The following is a 13,767-nucleotide window of genomic DNA, read 5'->3' on the forward strand; positions in this document are numbered from 1 at the left end:
TGAGCCGCCGCCCGCTGGGCGGCGGATGAAACAGGAGAGGAGCTACGATGGCTGCAGGCAAAACCTTCTATGACATCCTGGGCGTATCCAAGAGCGCCTCCGACAAAGAGATCAAGAGCGCGTTTCGCAAGCTCGCGCAAAAATATCACCCCGATGCCGGAGGCGACGAGGCCAAGTTCAAGGAGATTAGCGAGGCCTACGAGACGCTTTCGGACGAGAAGAAGCGCAAAGAGTACGACCAGATGCTCATGTTTGGCGGCATGCCGGGCGCGGGCGGCGCGTATGGCGGCGGCTACGGTGCCGGCGCTGGTGCCAGCGGCTGGGGCGACATCTTCGACAGCATCTTTAGCGGCAACGGCGCCTGGGGCAGCGATTGGGGCTCGGGCTTTGCCGGGGCTGCGGGCGCTGCCGGTGCCGGCGCTGGCCGCAGCCGCGCTCGCAAGGGCGGCGACCTGTCGCTGACCGTCGATGTGACGGCCGAGGACGCGTTTCGCGGTGTGACGCACAAGGTCACCTACCGCATTCCCTCGACAGGCGAGCAGCAGACCATTACGGTCTCGGTGCCTGCAGGCGCGGTCGACGGCGGCAAGCTGCGTTACAAACGTCGCGGCGAGTATGGCGTTGCCGGCGGCGAGCGCGGCGACCTGGTCGTGACCACGCATGTGGAGGAGCATCCGCTGTTTAGGCGCAAAGGCGCCGACGTGACCATGGAGGTACCGGTCTCGGTCTACGAGGCGGCGCTCGGCTGCACGGTGGACGTGCCCACGCCCGGCGGTGCGACGGTCCGTTTGAAAGTGCCCGCGGGTACCCAGACGGGCAAGAAGTTCCGCTTTAAGGAGATGGGAGCGCCCGACGTTAAGCACCGTGGCCGTACGGGCGCGCTGCTCGTCGAGATCAAGGTGCAGGTCCCCACGAACCTATCCGATGACGAGCGCGATGCCATGACCAAGCTGCGCGAGGCCGACACGCGCGACTATCGCGAGAAGGTCAACCGTTACAAGGCGACGTACTAGGGCGGTCGCGGCGCGCGCCCGCGCCCGCGGGCTTATGATGGACGATAACGAGACGGAAAGGGGTCAGGTAGCATGGCCGAGGACAATAGGAACAAACCGCTGTACATGATCAGCGTGGCGGCCGAGCTGACCGGCATGCATCCGCAGACTCTGCGCGTCTACGAGTCTAAGGGCCTGGTGAACCCCCAGCGCTCGGGCGGTAACACACGCCTGTATTCGCGTGCCGATATCGAGCGTCTGGAGCTCATCAACCAGCTGACTGACGAGGGTATCAACCTTGCCGGCGTGGTGCGCATTCTCGATATGAAGGAGCGTGCCGAGGAGCGCGAGCGCGAGAACGAGAAGCTCCGCGCTCGCGTGCGCCAGCTCGAGGATGAGCTGCACGAGTACAAGATGCAGAAGAAGATCACCGCCCTGGCCCCGCGCGATGGCTCGGTTAACCCCGAGCAAGTCATGCGCAAGCTACTGGGCGCCGGCGGAGATCTCTAGGTTCCGCCGTTCTACCGAACGGCCGACGCTGCGCGACGTCCGGAGCGACAATTTGTCATTCAAAGGGCAAGGCATGACCAGAAGGTCTATGCCTTGCCTTTTTCATGCCAACTTGTTCGCTCCGGACGTCGCTCGCTGTCCGTCCTCTACCTGCGGCGTTGCCTTGCTCCGGATGCGGTAGTCATTGGGGACGTTCTTAAATGACTAGTCGAAAGGGACACTCTTGCGCCAAATCTGTCGGCCCACACCGGGCTCGTCCTTTGCTTTACTGAGATAAAGTGAACGCGCAGATTCGTAACCCGCTCGCAACCGTTCTATGGCACGATATTGAACGAATGTATGCTATGCGCCCGAGCCTTTCGGGCAGAGTGGGAGACAGTATGGTTAAGCTGTACGAGGACGGCATCTACCTGCGCGGCGGCAGCGAGGTTGTGCCTGCAGCCGAGGCCGCTGAGCGCGGCATTACGCAGACGCCCGAGGATGCCAAGCGCGGCACCATCGCGTATTCGATCCTTCAGGCACACAATACGTCCGGCGACCCCGAGGCGCTCAAGATTCGCTTCGACGCCATGGCGAGCCACGACATCACCTTTGTCGGCATCATCCAGACGGCGCGCGCCTCGGGCATGGAGCAGTTCCCGCTGCCCTACGTGCTCACCAACTGCCATAATTCGCTGTGCGCCGTGGGCGGCACCATCAACGAGGACGACCACGTCTTTGGCCTCTCTGCGGCCAAGAAGTACGGCGGCATCTTCGTCCCGCCGCACATCGCCGTCATCCACTCCTTTATGCGCGAGAACTTTGCCGGTTGCGGCAAGATGATCTTGGGTTCCGACTCGCACACCCGCTACGGCGCTCTGGGCACTATGGCCGTGGGCGAGGGCGGCGGCGAGCTGGCAAAGCAACTGCTGCGCGACACCTACGACGTCGCCTATCCCGGCGTTGTCGCCATCTACCTCACGGGCGCCCCGCGCCCCGGCGTCGGCCCGCACGACGTTGCGCTCGCCATCATCCGCGCTGTCTTTGCCAAGGGTTACGTCAAGAACAAGGTCATGGAGTTTGTGGGCCCCGGCATCGCGAGCATGACGACCGATTACCGCAACGGCGTCGACGTCATGACCACCGAGACCACCTGCCTGTCGAGCATCTGGGCCACTGACGAGGACACGCATGCATTCCTGACCATGCACGGCCGCGGCGACGACTACCGCGAGCTCAAGCCCGCCGATGTCGCCTACTACGACGGCTGCGTCGAGGTCGATCTGTCGAGCATCAAGCCCATGATCGCGCTGCCGTTCCATCCTTCCAACGGCTTTGAGATCGACGAGCTCAACGAGAACCTCGAGGACATCCTGCACGAGGTCGAGCTCGAGGCCGCCAAGATCGGCGAGGGCAAGACACACTTTAGCCTGCTCGACAAGATCGTCGACGGCAAACTGCGCGTGCAGCAGGGCGTTATCGCCGGCTGCTCGGGCGGCAACTACGACTCCGTGGTCCAGGCTGCCCGCGTGCTCAAGGGCGCCAACACCGGCTGCGGCGAGTTCTCGCTGTCGGTCTATCCCACGAGCCAGCCCGTGGCGCTCGAACTCACGCGCCGTGGCTACATTTACGACCTTATGGAGGCCGGCGCGATCGTGCGCACGGCGTTCTGCGGCCCGTGCTTTGGCGCCGGCGACACGCCTGCCAACAACGGCCTGTCCATCCGCCACACCACGCGCAATTTCCCCAACCGTGAGGGCTCCAAGCCGGGCAATGGCCAGTTGAGCGCCGTGGCTCTGATGGACGCTCGCTCCATTGCGGCGACGGCTGCCAACGGCGGCGTCCTGACGCCGGCGACCGACCTACCCGAGGAGACTTGGGACGAGGCCTGCGAGTACACCTTCGACGACGCTCCCTACAAGAAGCGCGTGTACTGGGGCTTTGGCAAGGCTGAGCCCGCCGACGAGCTGGTCGAGGGCCCCAACATCAAGCCGTGGCCCGCGATGGAGCCGCTCGGCGACGATATCCTGCTCAAGGTTTGCTCCAAGATCATGGACCCGGTCACTACGACCGACGAGCTCATTCCCTCGGGCGAGACGAGCTCCTTCCGCTCCAACCCGCTGGGCCTGGCCGAGTTTACGCTGAGCCGCCGCGACCCGGCCTACGTGGGCCGTTCCAAGGAGGTTGACGCGGTAGAAAAGCGCCGCGTGGCCGGCGAGGCCACGGGCGACCTGGCGGCGCTCGATGCCGAGCTTGCCGGCGTGTTTGAGGCGCTGGCCGGCGCGGGCATCGCGGCCGATGCCAAGGCGACCGAGTATGGCTCCATGCTCTACGCCAAGAAGCCGGGCGACGGTTCTGCCCGCGAGCAGGCCGCGAGCTGCCAGCGCGTAATTGGCGGCCTGGCCAACATCGTCCACGAGTACGCCACCAAGCGCTATCGCTCCAACGTGATGAACTGGGGCATGGTGCCCTTCCAGATGGAGACGGAGCCCAACTTTGAGGTGGGCGACTACGTCTTTGTGCCGGGTATCCGTGCCGCGCTCGATGGCGACCTCAAGAACATCGCCGCCTACGTGGCGCGCGCCGACGGCACGGTCGAGCAGATTGAGCTCTACATTGCCGATATGACGGCAGAGGAGCGTGCCATCGTCAAGGCCGGCTGCCTGATCAACTACAACAAGTTCAAGGCCGCTGCCGAGTAACGCACTTAATTGTCCGCCCGGGGCTTACCCTTTCCCGCCCGCTCACGCGCTTCGCGAGGGTCGCGTTCGGGAAAGGGTAAGCCCCGGGCTACATTTCTGCGTTCTCGTTGGGTCTTGAGGGACGCTAATAAATAGACTTGCTTGATGCCGCCTCTGTTATCGGGGCGGCTTCTTTTGTCGAAAACCACCATGAAGGGGTAGGCGCCTTTGCGGTGGTTCCGTTTGTCTCGACCTGTAACATCTGGGCCCCTATTTGACGAGCGGTTGTTACAGATTGAGACAAACGATCGCCGCCGATCATTTCATCTCAATCTGTAACATCTAGGATCGAAAAGGGCCGCTAGATGTTACAGATCGAGACAGTGGAACATCGGAGCCGAAACCACCACAAAGGTGCCTGCCCGGCGGGTCCTTATTTCGATGGGGTCCAGGTTATTTCATCGTCAAATAGCCAAGTGCGTGCCGAGCCACTGTTGCGCGCTGTCTGCGGATCGGGCTCGCAGGTTTGTTCGTAGGCATCCTCGGTACACCGATCCATAAAATCGACGACTGCCGTCTGGTCGCCCTCCATGACGTAGATTACGTCGCCATCCGAGATATAGACCCCCGGTCCTTCATTGTCCACGCAGCCGGGGTCGTATGAGACGTTGCACAATTTGCTCCCGTTTGCCGCATCGAGCTCAAGGGTCGAATGATACCCGCCAACCATTTGGCCGTTCTTGGCTCGATATGTTGCGGCGCCGTACCACCGCTTAAACGTCTTGCCTTTGAGTAAACTGGTTGCCTTACCGATAAGCTGCTCATCTTGGGTATAGCGCGTGGCTCCAAGTTCGATTCGGGGATAGTTACTGACCCCAAGCGCTGCGGGCGTACCGTCGAAATCGACGGTGATCGAATCGGGTTTGACGATATCGGTGAGGATTTCGATGGGGTAGCTTACGGTTTCAACCGCCGCCTGCGTTGCCGAGGCAGGGAGAAATGCGAGATAGATAATTCCTACGCCGACTGCGGTAATCGCAAACGCTAAGACGAGCAGGCCGATATAGGTGGAGCGTTTCACGGCGGGTACCTCGCAAACAGTATGCATTCATTAAGATAAGTGATACCAGCTTACGACAATATTCAAAAGAAAGCGATCGGTCGAAATGACGGGGCGAAAAGGCCCTATTGGGCTTCGATTTGACCTCTAATAGGAATATTTGCCCCACTCATTCTGGGCGAGAGGTCAATAATTCAGTTCACGAGTCTTGAGCGATACTATTCTCACTAAACTCACTATTTTCACAGTAAGCACTATAAATACGATAGGGAGGACGACGAGAACGTTGTGACGTGCGATAGCTAAGCCGTTTAAGCCGGACTCTGACCTTGAATCTCCGCCTCTATCTGTGCGAACGGGCTATTGTCGGTTCTCGATTCCATCGCTGCGTTTTCGTTGGGTCTTGAGGGACGCTAATAAATAGGCTTGCTTGATGCCGCCTCTGTTATCGGGGCGGCTTCTTTTTGTCGAAAACCGCCACAAAGGGGACAGGCACCTTTGTGGCGGTGGGGACGAGCTCGATGTTGTTGTGATCGTTGAGCGGCATGTTAATGGGCACCTCTACAGAATTTCATCTGGGCTGGCGGGTTTGGTTGTTTTGGGGATGCCGAGTTTGGATGACGCGAAATCGTCAACATTGTCCTTAATTCCGTCTTTGGTGTAGACAGTGACCATATAGGTGCTGTGTCCGAATTCGCCCTTGTCGCGTGTTGCCCAGGCATCCCAGTAGGCGGCCCCGTTTCGCCCTTTGATTTTTCCGACACGGCGGAGTTCTGTTCGCTTTAATTTCTGGTTGCTATAGATGGTTCGACCGGCTTCCGCGGTGAGCCCGCACTGTCCAAGCAGCTTGTCGAGGACTTGGTTCATGTGGCGCTCATCGGTGTTTGGTGCGTAGTCGTAGGCGAGGGTGATGGAGTCAAGGGGCTGGTCGTCGATCAGATAATTCATTGTCTGAGGTTCGAGGCAGAAATAAGGAGAGCATCCGTCGACCTTGCCGAGCAACGGTAACTTGGACTGCCAACTTCCGGTGGGAATTGCATATTCGTAGAACACGCCACGGCAGACAAAGGAGAGCGAGGTGGCACGCGAGCCGGCGTCGATCATCCCGCAAAGATCGAAGGGCGAGGCGATACCAAAAGAAAAGGGCGTGATGACGATAAGGAAGAGCATCACGATGGGTATGGCGAGAATGGCGATGACGTTGCGACCGGTGGAATGAGACGGCTTCATATGCGCTCCTCGAGACAAAGAGCTGTTGAGGATAGGCAGAAATGGATATGTTCAGAGAACAATTCAAGTTTAATCTCATGGCGTGAGATGGTCGACCGTTAGCGTCGAAAACCACCACAAAGGTGCCTGTCCCCTTTGTGGTGGTGGGGAGCGCGCGGCTTCTTTTGGTGATAGTGTTAGCCGGCGGTATCATTAGGACAAATGGCGCGGGTTTGCATTGTGAGGTGCTTTGCTGTGAGAAGTCCTGCCCGTATTGGATTGATTGTCTTGGCGCTTGCGATCGCTGTGGTTGGCGCGGGCGCTGTCGGTATGGCATTTCTACCTGCTGCGGTGACGGAGCCGGTGGTCAAGCCTGTGACTCAATCTGTCGAACTTCTGACCGGCGACGACAAGCCTGAGACCATTACCGTTGATTTTGATGAGCAACCGGCTGCGCTGGGCATTAGTAATTATCCACGCATTCAGCTTGGGGCTATGCGCTATACCACGGATTCTGGTCTGATCGACAGGGCGTCCGAGCTGCTCAAGGGCAAAATCTTTAAGCGCTGGTATGGATATGCGTCCTATCGGGCAAAAGCGAACGACATGGTTGGCGGATGCCACTCTTCCATCGAGCTGGACACTGCAAACGGCGCAAAGTTATGTGATGTCTCGTACGATCCGGGCTACGAGGACAATGAGGGTCCGGGCATCTACATCATGGACGGCGATGTCGCCTATGTCATGGAGGGCGACCAGACCGAGCTCAACGATTTTATGGGCCAGTGTATCCAAGATGCCTATAAACAGACCTGCTTGCCTGACCCGCAGGCTGCACGCGATAGTGGGTCTGCCCGTACATGGCTGTTCGAGGATGAGATGCCCTGGACCGTCGAATCGGGAAGTACGGGTCCGGCGAAGGAGTAGAGACCGCGACCACCACAAAGGTGTCTGTCCCCTTTGTGGTGGTTTGCATGTCGTGGGAACACTCAGAAAATCTTATATATAGAGACTTAGATTTATGTATAAGATCGCACAAAGCTGGCAACAATACTTCTCAAACAACGTGAAGCCGCCCCGTAGGGCGGCCGCCCCAAGAGAGGTGATTCCATGAGAATCGATAAGCTAGCAATGACGTCGCGCGAGGCGTTGCAGACCGCCATGAGCACGGCTGCCGATGCGCAGGCCGGCGCGGTGGAGCCGATTCACCTGCTGTCTGCCCTGCTCGGTGCCGGCGAGCGCAATATCTCCGTGATCATCGAGCGCATCGGCGCTGATCCGGCCCAGCTCGCACGCTCCACGCAGGATGCCGTCGACCGCGCGCCCAAGGTTTCGGGCGAGGGTCAGCAGATGGGCCTGTCCAACGAGCTCGTCCGCGTCATCGAGAAGGCCGAGAAGAAGGCCACCAAGATGGGCGACAGCTTTGTGGTGACCGAGCATCTGCTGATGGCGCTTGCCGAGGACAAGGGCGAGGCGGGCCGTGTGCTGCGCGACGCCGGCGTCACCAAGGAGCGCATCGAGCAGGTCTACGAGGAGCTGCGCGGCGATGACCGCGTGACGTCCGCCGAGGACAAGACCCAGTTTGAGGCGCTGGAACAGTACGGCCGCAATATCTGCGACCTTGCCCGCGCCGGCAAGCTCGACCCGGTCATTGGCCGTACCGACGAGATCCGTCGCACCATTCAGGTCCTGTCCCGCCGCACCAAGAACAACCCCGTGCTCATCGGCGAGCCGGGTGTCGGCAAGACGGCCATCGTCGAGGGCATCGCCCAGCGTATCGTGGCCGGCGACGTGCCGAGTACCCTGCGCGACCGCGACCTTATCGAGCTCGACATGAGCGCGCTGGTCGCCGGCGCTAAGTACCGCGGCGAGTTCGAGGACCGCTTGAAGGCTGTGCTCAAGGAGGTACAGAAGTCCGAAGGCAAGGTCATCCTGTTCATCGATGAGCTCCACACCATCGTGGGCGCTGGTGCCACCGAGGGCTCCATGGACGCCGGCAACATCCTCAAGCCGGCGCTTGCCCGTGGCGACTTGCACGCGATCGGCGCGACCACGCTCGACGAGTATCGCAAGTACATCGAGAAGGACGCGGCGCTCGCCCGTCGTTTCCAGACCGTTATGGTGAGCGAGCCTACCGTCGAGGACACCATCTCGATCCTGCGTGGCCTCAAGGAGAAGTACGAGATCTTCCACGGTGTGCACATCACCGATAGCGCGCTCGTGGCCGCTGCTGACCTCTCCGATCGCTATATCGCCGACCGCTTTCTGCCCGACAAGGCCATCGACCTGGTCGATGAGGCCGCAAGCCGCCTGCGCATGGAACTCGACAGCATGCCGGTCGAGATTGACGCCACCACGCGTCAGCTCACCCAGCTGCAGATCGAGGAGCAGGCGCTCATGAAGGAGACCGACGACGCCTCCAAGGAGCGTCTGGAGGCCCTGCGCCAAGAGATCGCCGAGGTCCAAGAAAAGCTCAACGTGCAAAAGGCCGGCTGGCTCAACCAGAAGAACGCCATCGACCACGTGCAGGAGCTTAAGGGACAGCTCGACGAGGCCAGAAGCGAAGAGGAGCGCGCGACGCGCAACGGCGACCTGGGCCGTGCGTCCGAGCTGCGCTACTCCGTGATTCCGGGTCTGCAGCAGCAGATTCAGGATTCCGAGGCTGCGCTCGAGGCACAAAAGCAGAAGGACGGCGAGGGTCTCAACGAGCAGGTGACCTCCGATGAGATCGCCGAGGTCGTGAGTGCCTGGACCGGCGTGCCCGTGTCCAAGATGATGCAGGGCGAGCTCGACAAGCTGAAGGGCCTGGAGGGTGAGCTGCATAAGCGCGTCATCGGCCAGGACGAGGCCGTCTCCGCCGTCGCCGCGGCTGTGCGCCGCAGCCGTGCGGGCCTCTCCGATCCGGACAAGCCCATCGGCAGCTTCTTCTTCCTGGGCCCCACCGGCGTGGGCAAGACCGAGCTCGCCAAGGCACTTGCCGAGTGCCTGTTCGACGACGAGCGCGCGCTCGTGCGTATCGACATGTCCGAGTACATGGAGAAGTTCAGCGTCCAGCGTCTGATCGGTGCGCCCCCAGGATACGTGGGTTACGACGAGGGCGGCCAGCTCACTGAGGCCGTGCGCCGTCGTCCGTACTCCGTGATCTTGCTCGACGAGATGGAGAAGGCTCATCCTGATGTCTTCAACGTGCTGCTGCAGGTGCTCGACGACGGCCGTCTGACCGATGGCCAGGGTCGCCAGGTGTCCTTCAAGAACACGATTATCATCATGACGTCCAACGTGGGCTCCAAGGCCATCGCCGATCTGTCCGGTAAGGACGAGGAGGAGATGCGCCATCAGGTCGACGCCGCCATGGCTCAGACCTTCCGCCCCGAGTTCCTCAACCGTATCGACGATATCGTGGTGTTCCATCCGCTCGGCATGGCGCAGATCGAGAAGATTGTCGACATCCAGCTTGCCGACGTTCGCGCACGCCTGGCCAAGGAGCGCATGACGCTTGCCATCACCCCGGCGGCCAAGCAGATGCTCGCCGTGGGTGGCCTGGACCCCGTGTTCGGTGCCCGTCCGCTCAAGCGCCTGGTTCAGCGCGAGGTCGTGGATGCCATCGCCGCCGCTATCATCGACGGCACGGTGCGCGAGGGCGATCAGGTGACGGTCGATGCCGACAAGGACGGCGGCTTTACCGTCGTGTGCGACAACACGCCGGCGGCCACCTACGAGGTCCCCGACGCCGAGTAGGTTTTGGGCCATGCCTTAAAATCTACCAGCCGTCTCTAAACGCCAAGGGCGGCGGATCCAATTGGGTCCGCCGCCCTTTTTCGTGCGACAATCGATGATATTGAACGGATGCGATGCGAGGAGCTATGCAGATGAAAGACGAGATCAAGACAAGCGCGCCGGCGACCGATGCCGCACCCGCCGCACCCAAGCCTGTGCCTAAGCCGGCGCCCAAGCCGCGCGACCCCTACATCCGTGCCGAGAACGAGGACGATGACGGCTACGATCCCTACAGCGATCGCCGCCCCGAGCGCGAGCCGCTGTTCGAAGCCGACCCCTGGCGCTAGTTGCATCAAGTAGCTAATTTGGCGATGATTTCCTGGGACGGGGTAGTCAAAAAAGTCCCGTCCCAAATCGACTGTCCAGGGAGTCGCATTCGAGCTTGGTTGCCCTCTCAGCCACTCGGCATCCTTCGAGCAGTAATAGTGAAAAAACTTGCTTAAGTGTTAATCAAGTCAGACATAATCTTGATCTCTAATTAATCAAGAATCGCTATAATTTTGATTAGCTAGAGAGCAAGATTGGAGAATCATGGCATTCAACGACTTGATCGCCCAGAAAATAAAGGACTTTGAACAGCAGGGGGTTCCGCAGGTCTTTGAGCGAGACCTTGATCTAGGAAACCCACAGGAGCCAAAGCGCGACAACATCGTAAATGTGATTGTGGGGGCCCGCCGTTGTGGAAAGACGTATCGCCTGTATCAGGAGATGCGGCGGCTTCAGAGCCGGGGCGTCGAGCTTGACCGGATGCTTTACTTCAATTTTGAGGATGAGCGCTTGCGCCCGTATGAGCCATCGCTGCTGGCGGACGTGCTCGACACGTTCTATGCGCTGTATCCTGTTGCTCGAACCGAGGGCGCTTACATTTTCTTTGACGAGATCCAGGAAATTCCCGAATGGGGTGCGTTTCTGCGGCGTGTAGTCGATACGGAGAAAGCGACCGTCTATGTGACGGGATCTTCTTCTAAGATGCTGTCCTCAGAACTTAAGAGCGAGTTCAGGGGTCGTTCTCTTGTGCGAGAGCTTTTTCCGTTGAGTTTTTCGGAATACGTTCGATATAAGACGGGGAGCGTTCTCGAGTCAGATGCGACCTTTTCCCCGAGCGATGCAGCGCTGCTTCGACATCATCTGATCGGGTATCTTGAACGAGGGGGATTCATCGCGACACTTGAGCAGACGCCTGCAGACGCGATTCAGCTGCTACAGGAATATGCTTCGCGAACGGTCGCCATGGACGTCGTTGAACGTTACGACGTCAAGAACCCTCGCCTGGCATCGCTGTTCTTGACGCGGTGTATGGCATCTTCGGGACGAGAGCTGTCAGTGAACAAAGTGTACAACGAGTTCAAGAGCAGACAGATACCCGTCAGTCGTAATTCGCTCAGCGACTTACTTGAGTATTATGAGGACGCCTACCTGTTATTTTCTGTGCCGGAGTTCACGCGTTCACTGGCAAATAACATGCGGTCTGCGTCTAAGGTCTACGCTGTCGACCCTGCGATGTTTGGAGCATTCTCTCCCGCATCGGCATTGGACCAGGGCCAGAGGCTCGAGACCGCAGTGTTCAATGCGCTAAGAAGAAGGACTCCCGCGGTGAGGACCGGCTCGGTCTGCCGCCTGCTAATCAAAGAGAAGAGCAAAAGCCATGAGGTGGACTTTGTGGCTGGGGATGCGCTTCTCATGCGGGCTTATAGCCTGATTCAGGTGAGTGCGGATATGGCAAGTGAGAAAACGCGCGAGCGCGAAATCGCCGCGCTTGATGCCTCGATGGCCCAGTTTGATCTTGGCGAGTCGGCAATCGTTACCATGGATGAACAGACCGATATTCCATGCGAGCACGGTGTGGTACACGTTATGCCCGCATGGAAGTGGCTCCTTGCCTAATCATCTATGGGCCTGTGGGGTCAGGACCTCCTGGCTCCTTCATCACGGTTGGGGAGCACCTTGCTGCGCCAGGCTAGTCCTGGGCTTTGATACTCGGCAGCAGGATCTGCGCGAGGTAGTCGGTTTCGAGCTTAGTGGCACCATCGGCCTTGCCGTCTTTACCCACCAGGTCGTTCTTGATCTGGCTATACGTATAGCGGTTGCCGGTCGTCAGCTCGACAAGCTCAATGGCCGTATCCATGGGGTAGGTCGACACGGGATTCTGCGTCCGCCCGTTGATGGTCTGGGGCACCACGTACGGATAGACGGGGCCGCTGGCGTAGACGGTATAACCGTTGCCTAGATTGGCCGCACCCAAAACCGTATCGCCTTCATCGGGCGTAAAGCTCTCGCCCTCGCGCACCGCGACGAGCGTCACGAGCGGCGTATTGGCGTCGTCGCCCAGATAGATGCATAGCGTGCTTCCGTTTTGCCAAGTTGCGACCTTGCCGTACCACTCGACGGGAATATCGAGCTGGTAGAGGTCGGTTGCCTTGTGGCGAGCGTCAGCATCACGGGACGCCTGTGCCTTTTGCGCGCTCACGGCATTGACGGCGGCGTCGCGCCGCGCGGTTGCTGCCTGCTGGAGCACTTTGGCAGCCGCGGCGGAGCTCGCACCGCCCTCCTCGGCATACTTGGCGGCGGCATCGATCTGGTCGTCAGTCACCGTGTCGGCCGAAGGCACCTTGAGCTTAAAGGTGGCCTGGGCACTTAAATCCTGTCCATCGCTCTTAACGGTGACCTGCGTCTTGGTGGTCGGGACGGTATAGATGGTGCCGTCGGCCGCGATGGGGGAGGCAGCGATGGAGAGCGTGTAATCGCCGGGCAGCAGTTTGATGCCGCGGCCGTGCTCGTCAACATAGAGCGTTTCGCTCACGGAGGAGCCGTCAGAATCCTGACCGCTCACCTGTACGGGAATCTTGGAGCCAGTGGAACAGTCGAGGCCCGCGGCATGCATGCCAATCTGCACCGACATCATCGTGTGGGCATTGGCGGCGACAGCGGCAGCCTGCTCTTGCTGATATCCGTTCCAGGCAGCATAGCCTGCACCGCCGGCGACGAGCGCGACGGCCACGACACCGGCGACCATCAGATTGCGGCGCTTGGGCGACATCTTGCGATGGCGGACCTCGGCCTCGCGTGCCGAGGGAACGGACGGCAGGGGTATATCGCCCATGGCGATGGTCTCGTCCACGGCTGGTGCGGAACCCAGGCCAGGAAGCTCGCGAGTCAGCGAATCCTCGGCCGGCAAGCTGTCGAGCAAGACGGTTTCCTCGCCCGTGTCGGATTCGGGCTGGTTGCCGGCCTCGCTTTCGGTGCCTTCGTGATCTGCCTCATCCTCGGCAGGCTCAACGTCGCCTGCATCCTGATTATCGGATTGCGCCTCGGTTTCCGGCTCATCCTGCACATCAACGCCCGAATCGTCAAACGCAATCTCATCGAGTGAAATCCGGTCTAAGCTCTCCAAGGCCTCAGCGCAAGCTTCTGCATCTTGGGCCGCATCCTCTTGGCCCATCGTCTCATCATTCATACATCCCCCAAGCTCAATATCGGGACAACACTGTACCCAAAAATGGAGCCATATAAAGCGCGTGCGAAATATAAGATCCGATTTAACCTGAGCGCATCGTTCGGC

General features: G+C 59.9%; 10 protein-coding genes. 7 read left to right on the forward strand and 3 right to left on the reverse strand.

From position 1 onward, the window contains the following. The first annotated feature begins 47 nt into the window (after positions 1 to 47). From DWY51_RS06485 to DWY51_RS06495, 3 genes are all read left to right on the forward strand, one after another. A complete protein-coding gene (locus tag DWY51_RS06485) occupies positions 48 to 1,013 on the forward strand; it encodes a DnaJ C-terminal domain-containing protein (RefSeq protein WP_117770265.1) in 966 nt (321 codons plus the stop codon). A gap of 72 nt (positions 1,014 to 1,085) precedes the next feature. Beyond that, entirely contained in the window at positions 1,086 to 1,502 is a 417-nt protein-coding gene (locus tag DWY51_RS06490) for a heat shock protein transcriptional repressor HspR (protein WP_006235210.1), read from the forward strand. A 380-nt stretch (positions 1,503 to 1,882) separates the two neighbouring features. After that, positions 1,883 to 4,183, forward strand: coding sequence for a hydratase (locus tag DWY51_RS06495; protein ID WP_117770266.1), 2,301 nt, complete (start codon positions 1,883 to 1,885; stop codon positions 4,181 to 4,183). Positions 4,184 to 4,595: 412 nt separating this feature from the next. Here the strand turns inward: DWY51_RS06495 and DWY51_RS06500 are convergent, their stop codons facing one another. Further along, the gene (locus DWY51_RS06500) at positions 4,596 to 5,243 is read right to left on the reverse strand and encodes a hypothetical protein (protein ID WP_117770267.1); all 648 of its coding nucleotides are present in this window, start codon (positions 5,241 to 5,243) and stop codon (positions 4,596 to 4,598) included. Positions 5,244 to 5,783: 540 nt separating this feature from the next. Then, positions 5,784 to 6,452 (reverse strand): hypothetical protein, encoded by a 669-nt coding sequence (locus tag DWY51_RS06505; RefSeq protein WP_117770268.1) that lies wholly within the window; start codon positions 6,450 to 6,452, stop codon positions 5,784 to 5,786. Positions 6,453 to 6,686: 234 nt separating this feature from the next. Here DWY51_RS06505 and DWY51_RS06510 point away from each other — a divergent pair, with 234 nt between their 5' ends. The 4 genes from DWY51_RS06510 (at position 6,687) to DWY51_RS06525 (ending at position 12,092) form a co-directional block, all read left to right on the forward strand. Further along, complete coding sequence (locus DWY51_RS06510; protein ID WP_147333364.1) at positions 6,687 to 7,358, forward strand: hypothetical protein; 672 nt, start codon at positions 6,687 to 6,689, stop codon at positions 7,356 to 7,358. A 183-nt stretch (positions 7,359 to 7,541) separates the two neighbouring features. Beyond that, positions 7,542 to 10,169: an ATP-dependent chaperone ClpB gene (clpB, locus tag DWY51_RS06515; protein WP_117770270.1), complete on the forward strand. Its 2,628-nt coding sequence runs from the start codon at positions 7,542 to 7,544 to the stop codon at positions 10,167 to 10,169. A 131-nt stretch (positions 10,170 to 10,300) separates the two neighbouring features. Further along, entirely contained in the window at positions 10,301 to 10,495 is a 195-nt protein-coding gene (locus DWY51_RS06520) for a hypothetical protein (protein ID WP_226790497.1), read from the forward strand. A gap of 244 nt (positions 10,496 to 10,739) precedes the next feature. Next, entirely contained in the window at positions 10,740 to 12,092 is a 1,353-nt protein-coding gene (locus DWY51_RS06525) for an ATP-binding protein (RefSeq protein ID WP_117770272.1), read from the forward strand. Positions 12,093 to 12,165: 73 nt separating this feature from the next. Here DWY51_RS06525 and DWY51_RS06530 read toward each other — a convergent pair whose 3' ends face one another. Then, on the reverse strand, positions 12,166 to 13,662 hold the full coding sequence (locus tag DWY51_RS06530) for a hypothetical protein (protein WP_117770273.1): 1,497 nt from the start codon (positions 13,660 to 13,662) through the stop codon (positions 12,166 to 12,168). Positions 13,663 to 13,767 lie beyond the last annotated feature (105 nt).

The sequence above is a fragment of the Collinsella sp. AF25-2LB genome (genome assembly GCF_003458415.1).
GTDB lineage: Bacteria > Actinomycetota > Coriobacteriia > Coriobacteriales > Coriobacteriaceae > Collinsella.

Excerpts from the sequence above, each read along its gene's own strand:
- DWY51_RS06485 (WP_117770265.1), top strand. The coding sequence starts at position 48 with ATGGCTGCAGGCAAAACCTTCTATGACATCCTGGGCGTATCCAAGAGC.
- DWY51_RS06490 (WP_006235210.1), top strand. The coding sequence starts at position 1,086 with ATGGCCGAGGACAATAGGAACAAACCGCTGTACATGATCAGCGTGGCG.
- DWY51_RS06495 (WP_117770266.1), top strand. The coding sequence starts at position 1,883 with ATGGTTAAGCTGTACGAGGACGGCATCTACCTGCGCGGCGGCAGCGAG.
- DWY51_RS06505 (WP_117770268.1), bottom strand. The coding sequence starts at position 6,452 with ATGAAGCCGTCTCATTCCACCGGTCGCAACGTCATCGCCATTCTCGCC.
- clpB (WP_117770270.1), top strand. The coding sequence starts at position 7,542 with ATGAGAATCGATAAGCTAGCAATGACGTCGCGCGAGGCGTTGCAGACC.
- DWY51_RS06520 (WP_226790497.1), top strand. The coding sequence starts at position 10,301 with ATGAAAGACGAGATCAAGACAAGCGCGCCGGCGACCGATGCCGCACCC.
- DWY51_RS06525 (WP_117770272.1), top strand. The coding sequence starts at position 10,740 with ATGGCATTCAACGACTTGATCGCCCAGAAAATAAAGGACTTTGAACAG.
- DWY51_RS06530 (WP_117770273.1), bottom strand. The coding sequence starts at position 13,662 with ATGAATGATGAGACGATGGGCCAAGAGGATGCGGCCCAAGATGCAGAA.